The sequence below is a fragment of the Rhizobium sp. Root1334 genome (assembly GCF_001426665.1).
Classification (GTDB): Bacteria; Pseudomonadota; Alphaproteobacteria; order Rhizobiales; family Rhizobiaceae; genus Pararhizobium.
Window position 1 is genome coordinate 409,268 of record NZ_LMEY01000023.1, and the last position, 16,215, is coordinate 425,482.

Genomic DNA, 16,215 nt, shown 5'->3' on the forward strand with positions numbered 1-16,215 from the left:
TTCATGTCCGGGAGGCTTGATCTTGGCCGGGTAGTTAATTCGAGGGAGGGCGCATTCAGTCTTTGTTAACCACGATCTGAAAGGTTTGGTTAATCGAAGCGCGATGCGATTTGCGCTCCCCGAGAGCCATGCAGCGGCTCTGACTTTTCAGACAGGAACGGACATGCCAGTCATTACATTCGCAAACACCAAGGGCGGCGCGGGCAAGACGACTGCCGCGCTGATCCTGGCAACCGAACTGGCGCGCAGCGGCGCGCGCGTCACCATTCTTGATGCTGACCCGCAACACTGGATTTCCCATTGGCACGATATTTCGGGCAAGGTCCCGAATATCGAGGTGATTTCCTATGTGACGATGGCGTCGATCCAGACGCATATCAACGACAACCGGGCAACGACCGATTATTTCATCATCGACCTTGCCGGCGCGCGCAACACATTGATGGCAACCGCCATTGGTCTGTCGGATCATGTGATGATCCCGATCCAGGGCTGTGCCATGGACGCCAAGGGCGGCGCCCAGGTGTTGGAATTGCTCGGCCATCTCGAAGAAAAGGCCGGAATCCGTATCGATCATTCCGTCGTTTTGACGCGCGTCAACTCACTGGTGACGACGCGCGCATTGCAGGTGGTTAAGCAGCTGCTGTCCGAGAGGGCAGTGCGGGTGCTCGATACGCCGATCATCGAGCGCGCGGCCTTCCGTGATGTTTTTGACTGTGGTGGCACCTTGCAGACGATGGACCCCTTGCGGGTCAGCAATCTCGATAAGGCCTGTCAGAACGCCCGTGCCTTTGGTGACGAAGTGCGGCAGCTTGTTCCGCTCCGGTTGACCCGAAACATGCGCCGCGCCGCTTAATATCTGCGGGCTTTCCAATATTTCAAACGCCGCGTGGCTCGACGCGGCGTTTTGCGTTTCACGAACCCTAAAATCGGCGGTCGATAAAGTGCTTGGCCTGCGCGCCCGCATGATAGAAGGCAGACTTGACGCTACGCAAAGGATCGGGGGTGACTGGCGTTTCGGCGAGTGGCAACGCGTTGGGCTCCCCCATGACATGGTTTGCCAGCGCGCGGCCAAAGACGGTGCCAGGTGCGATGCCACGGCCGTTATAGCCGCTCACGGAAAAGACGTTCGGGGCCATCACGTGCATTTGCGGCAGGTTGTTCGTCGTCATGCCGATACGGCCGTCCCACCAGTATTCGAAGCGGAAATCGCCGAGCGCCGGAAACAGGGTACGCAGCGAGCGTTTTGCAAACGCGCGATGAGTACCTTCAGCGATCGCATCCAGGCGGCCAACGCTGCCGAAGATCAGACGATTCTGTTGGTCCATACGGAAGGACGTCATTACCAGCCCGGTATCCCAGCAACCTTGCCGCTCCGGCAGAATGGTGCGGGCGATGTGGTCGGACAGCGGATTGGTGGCAAACTGGAAGTAGGGCAGGATCGTCAGTTCTTGCGTGTACGTCGTCCACGGCGTCTGGGCGAGCATGTCGCCATAGGCGTTTGTGGCGACGATGATGGACTTGGCGGTGATGGTGCCGCCACCCGCCGTCAGCTTCCACAGGTCGCCCGTGCGCGCGGCGGCGCGCAGCGGTGTTTCGGTATAGATCTGTGCGCCGGCTGTAAGGGCCGCACGGGCAAGGCCTCGGGCATAGGCCAGCGGCTGGATCGTGCCGGCCCGCCGGTCAAGCAGAGCACCGGCAAAACCGGCTGCGCCGGTCAGCGATGTGGCACGATCGGCATTGACCACTTCGACGGGTGCACCAAACGTCTTCCACTGCCGCTCGCGGTCCTGAATATCCTTCATACCCTCGCCGCCGACTGCCAGGTGCAATGTACCGTTGCGGACGGCTTCACAGGCGATGCCATGTTTTTCGACAAGATGGTAGACCAGCGACGGGCCATCGCCGAGTTCCGTCAAAAGCCGCGTACCGACCTTGGCCCCGAGTGTGGCGATCAGATCCTCCGGCTTCGTCCACATACCAGCATTGACCAATCCGACATTGCGGCCGGAGCCACCGAAGCCGATCATCCTTGCCTCTACAATGGCAACGCTGACACCCTTTTCAGCAAGATGCAATGCCGCCGAAAGGCCGGTAAAGCCGCCACCGATCACGGCGACATCGACCGTGATATCGGTCGCAAGCGGCCCTGTTTGCGGGGCCGCCGGTGCCGTGGCATGCCAGAGGTTGGGAAGAGTGCGTTCGGCGGCCATTACGGCAATCCTTGTCTGTCGGAATTGGTGTTTCAGTTTTCCGACAGATAATGCATTGCCGCAACGTCTTTTAATGACAATATCTGATGAGGTCATGAGGTATCGGGATATCGGCCTTTGCGCACCCGCGGGAGATCACGTGAGTGAGGTCGTGGCGCCACCAAGCTAAGCGCCACGACCTCCGATCTCCGCCTCCGCGAACCTATGCCCAATCATATCGCGTTCCGTACCGGCAAGCCGGCGCAGTGACGGGGTCTATGTCCAAGCTGCAGCTGACGGCAACCCTGACATATTCATCTTCGCTGATGTTGTTTGTTCGTCACCCCCCAAATAGGGGAGGATTTTGAGTTTTATCGCTCTTAGTCAATGAATTCCACCGTCGTGCCGACGCTGACCATCTTGGCGAGCTCTGTTGCATCCCAGTTGGTCAGGCGGACGCAGCCATGACTCTGGGTCTTGCCGATCTTGGACGGCTCCGGAGTGCCGTGAATACCATAGGTCGGTTTTGACAGCGCGATCCAGACGGTCCCGACCGGGCCGTTCGGCCCCGGCTGCAGGGTCAGGACCTTGTCGTTTTGGCCCTGCTTGAAGTTGATCTTCGGATTGTAGGTGTAGCCGGGATTGAGCGCGATGCGGTCGACCTGCACCGTGCCGGAAGGTGACGGTGTGTCGGACGAGCCGATGGTTGCCGGATACGCGGCGATCAATGTTCCGGCTTCATCATAGGCAAACACCTGCTTGCGGTATTTGTCGGCGACAACGCGGGTGACCTTGGCCTTCTTGGTCTCGCCCGGATTGATGACCTTGATGATGGTGCCGGGGATGGTGAAATCGATACCGGGGTTCAATTCGCGCAGATAGGCCTCGTCCATGTGGAATTTCTCGCCCAGCATTTCCGATGTCGACGTAAAGGAAAGGTGCGGCAAGACAGCCTTGTGGGCATAGTCTTCCGGAATGGAGGCGACGTAGGGGCCGGCCGCATCGGCCGCGGTGATCGTGTAGGTGGTGATCGGCAGGCCGCCGGTGAAACGTAGTCGCTCAAGGATGTCGTCGGTATTGTTTGGATCGAGCGTTTCTCCGGTTGCCTGCTGCCAGGCTTCGATCGCCTTTGTCACATTGGAACCGGTCTTGCCGTCGATCACGCCCGGAGAAAAACCTTCCCTATCGAGGAAAACCTGGAGTGCAGTGATTTCGGCGCTGGATTTCTTGGTGATGCGGGCGGCAGATGGCAGGGACTGGCGCTCTGGCCCGTTATCCTCGGGCGGCAGGGCAGCCATGTCGTTCTCGTCCTGCATCGGCAGGCTTGCCGGCAGCTCTTGCCGATCGACATTTCCCGGCGAGACATCGCGGTAGTCCGGAATGGAACCGGTAATTTCACCTTGCCGCGAATAGCCCTGGTCGGTGAAGGCGGGATCGGAATAACCGTAGTCCGGATTGACATAGACGTCGCGGTTGCGTTCGCGGCGGCGCATGTCATTGCCCTGCCGTCCCGTTCCCATCACGGTGGCGACCACATTGCCCCAGCTATCGACCAGAACCGTGCGGCCGCGGCGGTCGCGCATCATCCGCACGTCACCGGATTCAGGAATGTAATCGAGAATATCACCTTGCGGCGTCACCAGCACCGAATTGGGCGGCAGGCGGCCATAACTGTCTTGCGCTTCGGCGGCAGTGGCAAAAGCGAGCACGCTGACGGCGGAAAAAAGGGCAAGGCGGGTTCTGGAAACGAACGTCACGGTGAAACCTGTTATCTGGCAGTTGATCTCGGGGCGTACAAATCAATTGGGACGGTAATATGAATAAACTGAATTCATTATGAACAGTTCCCTAAAATCCTTCGAATTCGGTGGGTTGACCATTTTGAGCAGGTGATAGGCCCGTTTCCTTGCGATAGCTTTCAATTATTCCCGATTCAACCGGGTGGAGCACACGGGAGAACCAACAATGCCGATCCGAATCTCCGGTGGCGACCCGGAAAATGATTTCCAGATTCTTCTCGACCGTCAGTCTGCGCTGGATATCGGTGCGTTCGTTGTCGATGGGATCGACCTTTCTCCCGGCACGGCAATTCCATCCGGCGGCGACCGGCGCATCGATCATGCGCTGCAGGGGTTTTTCTTCACCTGCGGCCCGGACCATATCCGCCACCCCGAGCCCGTCGAGGGACAGGATGACGGGCAAAGATTTCCTCTGCACGGCTCGCTGTGCGGCACGCCGGTGGGCGAGACCCGGATGTCGCTACCGGATGAACCGCCAGGCTGCACCGCGCAAACCGATGTCGTGCTTGCGACGGGTGGAAAGGCCCGTGTTTCCCGCCAGTGGGCCATCAGTGCCGACAAGCGGGAGGTCACGCTTTCCGATCGGGTGACGAACACGGGCGAGAGCCCGTTTGCGCCGATGCTGATGTATCACATGAATATCGGCGGCTGGATTGCGGGCGAGGAAACACGGATCCGTGGGACGATGTTCGGCGGCGAAGAGCGTGGCTGGCGAATCGGCGAGGGGGAGAGTGCGCATTTCTGCGTGCCTGCCGCTCCGGCCGCCGAGGACGGCTGGGCGCAGGTGACGCTTGGGCCGCTGCCGGCTTTGGGCGGCCATTGCCTGATCGTCCGGTTTTCCACGGCGACCCTGCCTTTCCTGCAGATGTGGCGGTGTCAACGCGGTACGGCCGACGTGATCAGCATTGAGCCGGTTTCCCACCGGCTTGCTAAGCGCACCGAGCTTGCCGCGGCGGGCGAAATGCCGATGCTGGCGCCCGGCGGGACGGTCGAGTATGCGCTGGCGTTCCAGATCCGGTGATCCGCCTTTCCAATTGACGCGTGACACCGCCGGTCTTACATCAATCCGGGCATTATTTTGAGGAAGGCACAGCCATGGACATTCGCCAGATCAACGATGAATATTCGGTCACCGGACAGATTTCGGTTGAGGACCTCGATGCGATCAAGGCGCTTGGTTTCAAGTCGATCGTCTGCCACCGCCCGGATTTCGAACAGCCCGACCAGCCGCAGTTCGCAACCATCGCTGCTCGGGCCAAGGAACTCGGTCTCGGCATCACCCATATCCCGGTCGGTCCGATGGGCGTGACTGCCGATGCCGTGCGTGAAATGGTCGATGCGCTGGATACGTTCGAGCGCCCGATGCTCGGCTATTGCCGCTCCGGCGCCCGCTCGACGAATGTCTACCAGCAGACCCAGCACATTCGCGGCTGATAGTTCTTGATGGCGCGCATCCTTGCGATTGTGCACCGTACCAAGCAACGGGTCTCAAGCTAGCCGCCGGCCGGTGTCATCGAAAAAGTGCAGGTTTTCCCACGCTGCATGAACTGTGGCGAGATCATCGAGACCGATCTTCGACCGCCCGGGAACCCGAAAGACGACTGGCTGGCGATCCGGCAGCGTGCCGTGAACATAGCTCTCTGCGCCGACCAGTTCCACAGCTGCCACTTTCACATCGATCGTCAGGCCGCTGTCTGCGCTATTTGACGCCGACAGATGCAGATCCTCCGGCCGTACCCCGAGTGTCGCTGTGCCCGCCGGTAGGGAAGGGCCGTTGCCGATACGCCAATCGCTCGACGATTTTTTGGACAGGAGATTCATCGAGGGGGAGCCGATAAACGTCGCTACAAACGTCGTTTGTGGTTTTTCGTAAAGTTCGATCGGGGTGCCGACCTGTTCGATCCGGCCGGCATTCAGGACGACGAGCCTGTCGGCCAGTGTCATGGCCTCCATCTGATCATGCGTCACGTAAACGCTGGTGGTGGCGAGCGCCCGTTGCAGGCGCTTGATCTCGACACGCATCTGGACGCGCAGCTTGGCATCCAGATTGGACAGCGGTTCGTCGAACAGGAACGCCGCCGGTTCACGAACGATGGCACGGCCCATGGCGACGCGCTGCCGCTGGCCGCCGGACAATTGCCGCGGTTTGCGATCGAGAAAGGGCTCGATCTCCAACGCTTTTGCTGCGTCGGCAATGCGCCGGTCGATCTCGTCTTTCGGCGTGTTGCGGTTCTTGAGGCCATAGGCAAGATTTTGGCGAACCGTCATGTGCGGATAAAGCGCATAATTCTGGAACACCATGGCGATGTCGCGCTCGGATGGTTCGAGCTCGTTGACGACGCGGCCGCCGATCGAGATCGTGCCGCCGGTAATGCTTTCAAGGCCGGCGATCATGCGCAGGAGTGTCGATTTCCCGCAGCCGGACGGACCGACGAGTACCACCAATTCGCCATCGGCGATATCAAGGGACACGCCTTGGATGGCCTCGACCGGGCCGTATTTTTTGCGAACGTCGTTCAGGATGATATTGGCCATTACTTCTCCGTATCCACGAGACCTTTGACGAACCATCGCTGCATCAGCACCACGACCAGAATGGGTGGGATGATGGCGAGGATCGCAGTCACCATGACGTAATTCCAGGGGGTCGATGCGTCGGTGAAATCGACCATGCGCCGCAGGCCGATGATGATCGTGTTCATCTTGGCATCGTTGGTAACCAGCAACGGCCAGAGATACTGCGTCCAGCCGTAGATGAAGAGAATGACGAACAGCGCGGCGATATTGGTGCGCGACAGCGGCAGCAGAATATCGCGCATGAAGCGGAATGGCCCGGCATTGTCGATGCGGGCCGCCTCGACCAGCTCGCCGGGGATTGTCAGGAAGAACTGACGAAACAGGAACGTCGCGGTGGCGGACGCCATCAGTGGGAGCGTCAACCCCGCATATGTATCGATCATGCCGAGATCGACGATAACCTTGTAGGTCGGCAGGATGCGCACCTCCACAGGCAACATCAGCGTGACGAAGATCATCCAGAAAAACGCCATGCGGAAGGGAAAGCGGAAGAAGACGATGGCAAACGCCGAGAGAAAGGAAATCACGATCTTGCCGACGGCGATCGCGATCGCCACGACGAAAGAGTTGAAGAGCAACCGTTCCAGGCTGACCCCGACAACACGCTCGACGCCGCCGGCCATGGCTTCGGTGTAATTTTCCACCATATGGCCGCCGGGAAGCAGAGACATCGGCGGACGGATGATCGCCTCGGAAGTCGCCGTCGAGGCGATGAACGTGTAGTAGATCGGGAAGGCAACGATGATGATCCCGAGGATGAGGACGAGGTGGCCGATCAGGTTGGCTATGGGACGTTTTTCGATCATCTCTTGCCCTCAACCATAGTGCACCCGTTTTTCGACGAAGCGGAACTGGAAGGCGGTGAGCCCGATGACAATCACCATCAGAATGACGGATTGCGCCGCCGAGGATCCGAGGTTCAGATTGACGAAGCCGTCGTTGTAAACCTTGTAGACCAGGGTTTCTGTCGCCTTGGCCGGACCGCCTCCGGTGACGGCGTGGATGATGCCGAACGTATCGAAGAAGGCATAGACCGTGTTGACCACCAGGAGGAAGAACGTGGTCGGGGCAAGCAGCGGGAAGACGATGGTCCAGAAACGCCTGCTGCCGCGGGCGCCGTCGATCGAGGCAGCCTCGATCAGTGATTTGGGGATGGCCTGTAGGCCTGCCACAAAGAACAGGAAATTGTAGCTGATCTGTTTCCAGGCGGCGGCGACCACGACCAGTGCCATCGCTTGATTGCCGTTCAAAAGCGGATCCCAGGCAAAGCCGTTGCGGCGTAGAAGATAGGCGAGCGTGCCCATTGCCGGATTGAACATGAACAGCCAGAGCATGCCGGCGACCGCGGGTGCGACCGCGTAGGGCCAGATCAGCAGCGTGCGATAGAAACCCTGACCGCGCACCACCTTGTCGGCGGCGGTGGCGAGGAGCAAAGCGACGCCCATGGAGACAAGGGCGGTCAAAAGACTGAAGACGACCGTGACCTGCAGGGCGTGAATATAGTTCGGATCGGACAAGACCGCCTTGAAGTTTGCAAGGCCGACGAACCCGCTTTTCAGGCCGAACGGATCCTGCCGGACCATGGACTGATACAGGGCCTGACTGGCCGGCCAGAAAAAGAAGATGACTGTCAGGATGATCTGCGGCGCGATCAGCAGATAAGGCAGGATCTTGTTGGGAAACGCAACGTTGTGCAAAGGTTCTCCTCCAGCGGCGGACGGGCAGCGAGACGGCGTCCCCGCCACCCGCAAACGCATGCGGGCGGCGGGTGACCGGAGGGTTAGTTACCGACGGCTTCGGTGATGGCAGCGTTCCCACGTTCGACGGCCTTGTCGAGCGCTGCCTTGGCGTCCTGCTGGCCAGCCAGCATCGCCTCGAATTCCTCATTCATGATGTCGCGCACCTGTGGCAGGTTGACGAGGCGCACACCTTTGGAATTTTCGGTGGGCGCCTTGCCCATCATCTGCAGGATCGGCGTTTCGCGGCCGGGGTTCTTGTCATAGAAGCCGGATTTCTTGGTGTCTTCGTAAGCTGCATTCGTCACCGGCATGTAGCCGGATACCTGATGCAGGCGGGCCTGGATCTTGGTCTGCGACAGGAAGTTGAAGAACTGCGCGACACCCTTGTATTCCTCGTCGCTCTTGCCGCCGAAGACCCAAAGGCTTGCGCCGCCGGGAATTGTGTTCTGCGGGCCATGTCCTTCGTAATAGGGGAGCTGGCCGATACCGTATTTCACACCGGACTTGATGATATCGCCCAGGCCGCCGGAGGATTCTGTGAGGATCGCACACTCGCCCGACATGAACAGCTGCTTGGCCTCCGATGTCCGGCCGCCGTAACGGAAGGTTCCATCCTTCGCGAGATCGGCAATGGACTGAAAGTGCTGAACGAAGAGAGGGGAGTTGAACTCGAGCTTGACGTCATTGCCGCCGAGGCCGTTTTCATGGGTGCCATAGGCAACATTGTTCCACGCGGCAAAGTTCTCGGTCTGGATCCACGTCAGCCAGGTGGACGTAAACCCGCAGGCGGCGGCACCGCTGGTCTTGATCTTCTTGGCAGCATCAAACACTTCCGGCCACGTTTTCGGTGGGTTGTCGGCGTCAAGTCCGGCTTTCTGGAAGATATCCTTGTTGTAGTAGAGGATCGGCGAGGATGAATTGTAGGGGAAGGACAGCATCGTACCGTCCGGTTTCGAATAGTAGGCCACGATGCCGGCAAGATATTGCGATTTGTCGAACGTGTAGCCGCCCTTCTGCAAGACGTCGGCTGCTGGAACGATTGCGCCTTCCGCGCCCATCATCACGCCGCTGCCGGCATCAAAAACCTGGATGATCGCCGGTGCCTGCTGCGAACGGAAGGCGGCAATGCCGGCGTTCAGCGTTTCCGGATAGGTGCCCTTGAAAACGGGGGTGATCGTGTACTCGGCTTGGCTCTCGTTGAATTCCTTGGCCAGCTGGTTGACGACCTCGTTGTTGGCGCCTGTCATCGCATGCCACCATTGCAGATCGGTCGCGGCATAGGCGCTCGCCGGCAGCGTAAGCGAGAGCGCAAAGAGTGCGGTCGATGTGAAAAATGAACGTCTCATGTTTTTCCTCCCTGGTGGTGACAAACGGAATACGGTGCACTTTCATCACGTTCCGCTGGCGATCCTCCTCGATCGATAGCGGAATTCACGACATCCAAGCCTGCACAGAGAACCATGCAAGGCCCCGGATGCCACAATGTTGTCACATAGACATAGAAGCCGAAAGCGCTTTGTCCACCAAAAGATGCCGGCTTTTCTCCGGCATAACTGTCTGGCGGAGAATGCTTAATTAGCCATTGCGGATTTGGCTCAGTGTGCGCGTGGGCGTGATCGCCTCCGGATCAAGCCTGATCTCGATGATCGCCGGCTTGCCGCTTTGGCGGGCACGCTCGAAGGCGCCGGCAAATTCCTCCGTCTTTTCCACCAGCTCACCGTGGCCGCCATAGGCGCGGGCAAAGGCAGCGAAATCCGGATTGGTGAGATCGGTGCCGCTGACCCGGCCCGGATATTCCCGCTCCTGATGCATGCGGATCGTGCCGTAGATGCCATTGTTGATGACCAGCGTGATGATCGGCAGGTTGTAGCGCACCGCGGTGGCAAATTCCTGGCCGTGCATCATGAAACAGCCGTCACCGGCAAAGCAGATGACCTCCCGCTCAGGATGCAATTGTTTGGCGGCAACCGCTGCTGGCAGGCCGTAACCCATCGAACCCGATGTCGGCGCCGCCTGCGTATTGAATTGCTGGAAACGATGGAAGCGGTGCAGCCAGGTGGCATAGTTGCCGGCGCCATTGGCAAAGATCGTGTCCTTTGCCGTGTTTGCTTCGATGTAGCGCATGATCGGTCCCATCTGCACGTCGCCGGGACCGGTTTCCGGCGGGGTCGACCAAGTGAGATAGGATTGATGCATCCGTGCCGTTCGCTCCGACTGCCTGTGCGGCTGAGCCGGCGTCAGCGTCTCCAGGGCGGCTGCGAAGTCAGCGGGCGACGCGGCGATGGCCAGGTCCGGACGGTAGACCCGGCCGAGTTCGCCGGGGTCGGGATAGACATGCACCAGCGTCTGCTGCGGATAGGGCACGTCCAGAAGGGTATAGCCCGAAGACGGCATTTCGGAGAACCGGCCGCCGATCAACAGCACCAGGTCTGCTTCGCGGATGTCCTTGGCCAGCGCCGGGTTGATGCCGATGCCGACATCACCGGCATAGTTTGGATGAAGATGATCAAACAGCATCTGGCGGCGGAAGGAGCAGCCGACAGGCAGATCGAAGCGTTTGGCAAAGGATTGAAATTGCAGGACGGCCTTTTCGCTCCAGCGCGTGCCGCCGACAATGGCGATCGGCCGTTCGACTTTGGCGAGCAGGGCTTCCAACTCACGCATCTGGCCGGGGCCGGGATGGCTTTCCACCGGTTGATAGGGCTTTGCCGAGGCCGCTTGCGTCTTCTGCGTCAGCATGTCTTCCGGCAAGGTCAGGACCACCGGGCCGGGGCGGCCGGATGTGGCGACTGCAAAGGCACGGGTGACGAATTCCGGGATACGGGCGGGATCGTCGATCTCACCGACCCATTTGGCGATTTCGGTAAACGCGCGGCGATATTCGATTTCCTGGAAAGCCTCACGTTCGCGGGCATCGCGTTGGACCTGGCCGATGAACAGGATCATCGGGATCGAATCCTGGCGGGCGATGTGCAGGCCGGCGGATGCGTTCATGGCGCCGGGACCACGTGTCACCATGCAGATGCCAGGCTCGCCGGTCAGCCGCCCCCAAGCGTCGGCCATCATCGCGGCGCCGCCTTCCTGACGGCAGACCACGACATCGATATCGGTGTCGTAGAGCGCGTCGAGCACCGCGAGATAGCTTTCGCCCGGCACACAGGACACCCGCGTGACGCCATTTGCCTTCAGCGCCTCAACGATCAATTCTCCGCCTGTCTTCATGTCTGCTCCTCCCAAAGCGTCTTAGAAAATGTTGTGTCAGATGGCCGGCGAGACCGGCGCGATACCCGCTGTTTTGTTGACCCGGCGTTCGCGCCAGATGATGTAGAGGCCCGAACCGATGATGATGGCGATACCCAGCCATTTCAGTGCATCGGGCAGGTGGCCGAAAACCAGCCACCCGAAGATCGTCGCCGAGACGATCTCCAGATATTGCAGCGGCGCCAGCACCGAGGCGGGGGCGGCGCGATAGGCATAGACACCGAGCACACCGGAAATCGTTGCGGTGACGCCGACGCCGAGCAGATAGAGGCTGGCGGTCATATCCGGCAGGACGGGATCGAAAATCTCCGACCCGGTGCCGTCGCCGATATACAGCAGGACAGCGCAAAACAGCGCGCCCCAGACGCCGGCGTGAAACTGCATCGACCATGGGTCCTCGTTCTGCGCCACCATGCGGGTGACCAGCAGGAACACAGCAAGCCCGAAGGCCGAGACAACCGGCAAGAGCGCAATCCAGCCGACTTCCTGCATGCTTGGCTGGATCACCAGAAGCGCGCCGAAAAAGCCGACGCCGCAGGCGGTATACCGCCGCCAGCCGATGGTTTCCTTGAGGAAGATGCTGCCGAGGATGGTCAGGATGATCGGTTCGACGAAGAAGATGGCGATGGCATCCGCCACTTCCATCGCCTTCAGCGTGGTGATGAAGGACAGCATTGTGACGACGAGCAGTCCGCCGCGCAGCATATGCAGTCCGGTTTTCTTCCAGGTGAGATCGAACAATGTACCGCGGACGATGACGATCGGCAGGATGAAGATCATCTGCAGGACGAAACGCACGGCGGTGATTTCTGCGGAGGGAACGGTGGTGATTGCGAGTTTTGCAAAAATATCGATCAGCGGCGAGATCAGCACCGCGATGACCATCAGGCTGAGGCCGAAGGAAACGTCGTTGCTGCGTGTTGCCGGGTTTGCGGGAATACCGGTCATGCCAGGTCTTTGCTCATTTCCGTTGCTCCGCGACGGAAAGACACCAGCCGGCAAAATCCCGCATGGCACCATCGCGCTCAATTTCGTTCAAGGTTTCATGGCGCATGGTGGGGTAGACCACTGTCGTCACGTGCTTCAACGCTACCTTTTTCATGCGCTCAGCCAGCCACGAGATTTCCCGGCCGCCATTGGTGGCCGGATCCTGGCCGCCACCGACAAGATGGATCGGCAGGTCCTGCGGCAACCGCTGCAGCCGGTCCGGCTCTGCCCCGGCGAAAGTCAGCTTGAATAGATCGATCCACATCGAAACGCTGGCATCGAAACCACAGAGCGGATCAGCGATGTATTTTGCCACTTCTACCGGGTCATGCGACAGCCAGTCATAATCGGTTTTGCGATTGGGGATGGATTTGGCCCAGGTGCCAAATGTCAGCTTCGACAACAGCGTGCTCGGCACATCGGAGCCTTTCAGCATCTTTTCGATGGCAAGCAGGGCCTGCGCTGCGCGGCCGGCAAGGCCTGGATTGAAATTGGAATTCCAGACAGCCAGCCCATCATAAAGAGCAGGGTCTTCCTCTGCGGCATTCAGCGCGATCAGGCCACCCATGGAATGGCCAAATAGGATGACGGGAAGGCCAGGGTGACGGATTGCGGCCATCGCGCGCATTGCCCGGACGTCCTCGACAACCTTGGTTGTTCCTTGCGACTGGGCATAGCGGCCAAGCGGTGCATCGGCGGCTTTGGTTGCGCCGTGACCGCGATGATCGTGCGCATAGACGTTAAAACCGTGGGTGGCCATGGCTTCGGCCAAACGGGCATAGCGGGCGGAATGTTCGGCCAGTCCGTGGCTGATAAGCAGTACGCCTTTATGCGGGCCGCTGGCAGGCCAATGGCGCCAGGCGAGGGCGGCTCCACTTGGGCTTTGCAACGTTTCGACCGTGGCGAACACCCGTTAGATCCTCCCAGGCGAAATTCTGCGCTTGATCTTTATCAACTTGATTTAACAGCCAAAGGCAACCGGCGCTTGGTGCTTGTTTGACATCAGGTCAGGAAAAATCGGCCACACATGGATTTCTGGTTGCAATTTTCCCGTTTTAATCGCTAAATGATCTTGTTTTGTTCTTGTTGGCGGAGGCCCATATGCCGGGAAATGTGAGGACTGTCTTCGTGCCGTTTCTGCATCGTCTGGGGATGATCCTGGTCGCTGTGCTGTTTGTGCCGCCGGTCTTTGCGGCGGAGGAGGCCGCGTCCGTGAAAGGTAAGACCGAGTACATTTTCGCCATCAGCTGGCAGCCGGGATTTTGCGAAACCCGGCCAAACCGCAAGGAATGCGCCGGCCAGACCTCGGAGCGTTATGACGCAACCCATTTCTCCCTGCACGGCCTTTGGCCGGTGAAGAAGAGCTATTGCGGCGTTTCTGCGGATATCAAAGCGCGCGACCGCAAGGGCGACTGGCTGGACCTGCCGCAACTGGCGATGGCGGAGGAGACGGCCGCGAAGCTGATGGTGGCCATGCCGGGAACGCAATCAGGCCTCGACCGGCATCAGTGGCTGCGCAGTGGCACGTGCCATGGTAGCACCGCGCAGGACTATTTTTCGGTGCAGCTTCGTCTTCTCGAGGAAATCAACGGCTCGGCGGTGCGCGCCCTGTTTGCGGCCCGGCTTGGTCAGGACGTCACGGAACGCGAGGTCAAACAGGCCTTTGACGAGAGCTTTGGCAAGGGATCGGGTGATCGTGTCCGGATGCGGTGTGAGAAGGCCGGTGCGCGCAGCGTTGTCACCGGGCTGACGATCGGCTTGGCGGGCGATGTTTCAGCCATGTCCGGCCTTTCAACTCTGATCCTTGCGGCCGCCGATACCGATTTCAAATGTGCAAAAGGCGCCGTCGATACGGCCGGCATTGAGTGAATGGCGTGGCTAAAGCCGGTTTCTTCATTGCTCCGCCGGGATAATTCGCCTACATAGCGGGCAAAATCCCATTCCGTCGGAGCAGTCTCTCTATGGCACGTCAATTCATTTATCATATGTCCGGGCTGAACAAGTCCTACGGCACCAAGAAGGTGCTGGAGAATGTTAATCTGTCGTTCTATCCGGACGCCAAGATCGGTATTCTCGGCCCGAACGGTGCCGGTAAGTCGACCGTACTGCGCATCATGGCCGGTCTCGACAAGGAATATACCGGCGAAGCCTGGGTCGCCCAGGGCGCGACGGTGGGTTACCTGGCGCAGGAGCCGCAGCTCGACCCGAACAAGACGGCGATGGAAAACGTCATGGAAGGGGTGGCCGACAAGACCGCCATCCTCGAGCGTTACAACGAACTGATGATGAACTATTCCGACGAGACGGCGGAAGAGGGGGCAAAGCTCCAGGATATCATCGACGGCCAGAATCTGTGGGACCTCGAAAGTCAGGTCGAGATGGCGATGGAAGCCTTGCGTTGCCCGCCCGGCGATGCCGACGTGACCAACCTTTCGGGTGGTGAGCGCCGCCGCCTCGCCTTGTGCAAGCTGCTGCTCTCCAAGCCGGACCTGCTGCTTCTCGACGAACCAACCAACCATCTCGACGCAGAAACCATCGGCTGGCTGGAAAACCATCTGCGCCAGTATCCCGGCGCCGTGATGATGATCACCCACGACCGTTACTTCCTTGACAACGTCACGGGCTGGATCCTCGAGCTCGACCGTGGCCGCAGCATTCCCTACGAAGGCAACTACTCGGCCTACCTGCTGGCCAAGGCCAAGCGCATGGCGCAGGAGAACCGCGAAGACGCCTCCCGCCAGAAGGCGATCAGCCGCGAGCAGGAATGGATTGCGTCCAGCCCGAAGGCCCGCCAGTCGAAGTCGAAGGCCCGCATCAAGGCCTATGACGAGTTGGTCGAAGCAGCTGACAAGATGCGTCTTGGCGATGCGCAGATCATCATTCCGATCGGCGAACGCCTCGGCCAGGTGGTTATCGAAGCCGAAAACATCACCAAGGGTTATGGCGATCGCGTCTTGATCGACGACCTGTCGATCAAGCTGCCGCCAGGTGGCATCGTTGGTGTCATCGGCCCGAACGGTGCTGGTAAGACGACGCTGTTCCGGATGATCACTGGCCAGGAAAAGCCGGATAGCGGTACGTTCCGCGTCGGTGATTCCGTCAAGCTCGGTTATGTCGATCAGAGCCGCGATGCACTTGATGGCAACAAGACCGTCTGGGAAGAAATTTCCGGCGGTGCCGAAGTCATCAAGCTCGGCAAGCTGGAAATGAACTCGCGCGCCTATTGCGGCGCCTTCAACTTCAAGGGCACCGACCAGCAGCAGAAGGTCGGCAATCTCTCCGGCGGTCAGCGCAACCGCGTTCACCTTGCCAAGATGCTGAAGGCCGGCGGCAACGTGCTGCTTCTCGACGAACCGACCAACGACCTGGATACGGAAACGCTGGCAGCGCTTGAAATCGCTCTGGAAAACTTTGCGGGCTGCGCTGTGATCATCAGCCACGACCGCATGTTCCTCGACCGGTTGGCGACGCACATTCTCGCCTTCGAAGGCGACAGCCATGTAGAATGGTTCGAAGGCAACTTCGAAGACTACGAAAAGGACAAGATCCGCCGCCTTGGCCCGGAATCGGTCAATCCGAGCCGCGTCAGCTACAAGCGCCTGACGCGATAAAGGGGCGGGCCTCGTTGGTCGCACCAGGGTTGCGAAACCGATACTTGTT

Annotated in this window: 14 protein-coding genes; 5 read left to right on the forward strand and 9 right to left on the reverse strand. The window is 59.7% G+C overall.

Translation table 11 applies throughout. The features are described from left to right. The first annotated feature begins 163 nt into the window (after positions 1-163). Positions 164-856 carry a ParA family protein gene (locus tag ASD36_RS20420; RefSeq protein ID WP_060506798.1) on the forward strand — a complete coding sequence of 231 codons (693 nt, stop codon included), beginning with the start codon at positions 164-166 and terminating at the stop codon, positions 854-856. Between the two features lie 67 nt (positions 857-923). Here the strand turns inward: ASD36_RS20420 and ASD36_RS20425 are convergent, their stop codons facing one another. After that, on the reverse strand, positions 924-2,213 hold the full coding sequence (locus ASD36_RS20425; RefSeq protein WP_060506708.1) for an FAD-binding oxidoreductase: 1,290 nt from the start codon (positions 2,211-2,213) through the stop codon (positions 924-926). A gap of 359 nt (positions 2,214-2,572) precedes the next feature. Then, a complete protein-coding gene (locus ASD36_RS20430) occupies positions 2,573-3,949 on the reverse strand; it encodes a L,D-transpeptidase (protein ID WP_082512320.1) in 1,377 nt (458 codons plus the stop codon). Positions 3,950-4,157: 208 nt separating this feature from the next. On the opposite strand from ASD36_RS20430, the gene ASD36_RS20435 reads away from it, so the two are divergent. Together ASD36_RS20435 and ASD36_RS20440 are read left to right on the forward strand one after the other, a co-directional pair. Next, a complete protein-coding gene (locus ASD36_RS20435) occupies positions 4,158-5,012 on the forward strand; it encodes a DUF4432 family protein (RefSeq protein WP_060511774.1) in 855 nt (284 codons plus the stop codon). A 74-nt stretch (positions 5,013-5,086) separates the two neighbouring features. Further along, positions 5,087-5,425: a TIGR01244 family sulfur transferase gene (locus ASD36_RS20440; protein ID WP_060506711.1), complete on the forward strand. Its 339-nt coding sequence runs from the start codon at positions 5,087-5,089 to the stop codon at positions 5,423-5,425. A 54-nt stretch (positions 5,426-5,479) separates the two neighbouring features. Here the strand turns inward: ASD36_RS20440 and ASD36_RS20445 are convergent, their stop codons facing one another. The 7 genes from ASD36_RS20445 to ASD36_RS20475 all read right to left on the reverse strand — a co-directional run bounded on the left by ASD36_RS20445 (position 5,480) and on the right by ASD36_RS20475 (position 13,465). Next, on the reverse strand, positions 5,480-6,526 hold the full coding sequence (locus tag ASD36_RS20445) for a sn-glycerol-3-phosphate import ATP-binding protein UgpC (RefSeq protein ID WP_060511776.1): 1,047 nt from the start codon (positions 6,524-6,526) through the stop codon (positions 5,480-5,482). Then, positions 6,526-7,374 carry a sn-glycerol-3-phosphate ABC transporter permease UgpE gene (gene ugpE / locus ASD36_RS20450; protein WP_060506713.1) on the reverse strand — a complete coding sequence of 283 codons (849 nt, stop codon included), beginning with the start codon at positions 7,372-7,374 and terminating at the stop codon, positions 6,526-6,528. Before ugpE ends, ASD36_RS20445 begins: the two co-directional genes overlap by 1 nt. A gap of 9 nt (positions 7,375-7,383) precedes the next feature. Beyond that, the gene (ugpA, locus tag ASD36_RS20455) at positions 7,384-8,265 is read right to left on the reverse strand and encodes a sn-glycerol-3-phosphate ABC transporter permease UgpA (protein WP_060506714.1); all 882 of its coding nucleotides are present in this window, start codon (positions 8,263-8,265) and stop codon (positions 7,384-7,386) included. Positions 8,266-8,348: 83 nt separating this feature from the next. After that, positions 8,349-9,653, reverse strand: coding sequence for a sn-glycerol-3-phosphate ABC transporter substrate-binding protein UgpB (ugpB, locus tag ASD36_RS20460; RefSeq protein WP_060506715.1), 1,305 nt, complete (start codon positions 9,651-9,653; stop codon positions 8,349-8,351). A 229-nt stretch (positions 9,654-9,882) separates the two neighbouring features. Then, a complete protein-coding gene (locus ASD36_RS20465) occupies positions 9,883-11,529 on the reverse strand; it encodes a thiamine pyrophosphate-binding protein (protein WP_060506716.1) in 1,647 nt (548 codons plus the stop codon). Between the two features lie 36 nt (positions 11,530-11,565). Next, positions 11,566-12,516 (reverse strand): DMT family transporter, encoded by a 951-nt coding sequence (locus ASD36_RS20470; protein ID WP_060506717.1) that lies wholly within the window; start codon positions 12,514-12,516, stop codon positions 11,566-11,568. Positions 12,517-12,529: 13 nt separating this feature from the next. Further along, positions 12,530-13,465 carry an alpha/beta hydrolase gene (locus ASD36_RS20475; protein ID WP_060506718.1) on the reverse strand — a complete coding sequence of 312 codons (936 nt, stop codon included), beginning with the start codon at positions 13,463-13,465 and terminating at the stop codon, positions 12,530-12,532. 191 nt (positions 13,466-13,656) lie between these two features. On the opposite strand from ASD36_RS20475, the gene ASD36_RS20480 reads away from it, so the two are divergent. Both ASD36_RS20480 and ettA read left to right on the forward strand, forming a co-directional pair. Then, complete coding sequence (locus tag ASD36_RS20480) at positions 13,657-14,424, forward strand: ribonuclease (RefSeq protein ID WP_244482377.1); 768 nt, start codon at positions 13,657-13,659, stop codon at positions 14,422-14,424. A 92-nt stretch (positions 14,425-14,516) separates the two neighbouring features. Beyond that, entirely contained in the window at positions 14,517-16,166 is a 1,650-nt protein-coding gene (gene ettA / locus ASD36_RS20485) for an energy-dependent translational throttle protein EttA (protein WP_060506719.1), read from the forward strand. Positions 16,167-16,215 lie beyond the last annotated feature (49 nt).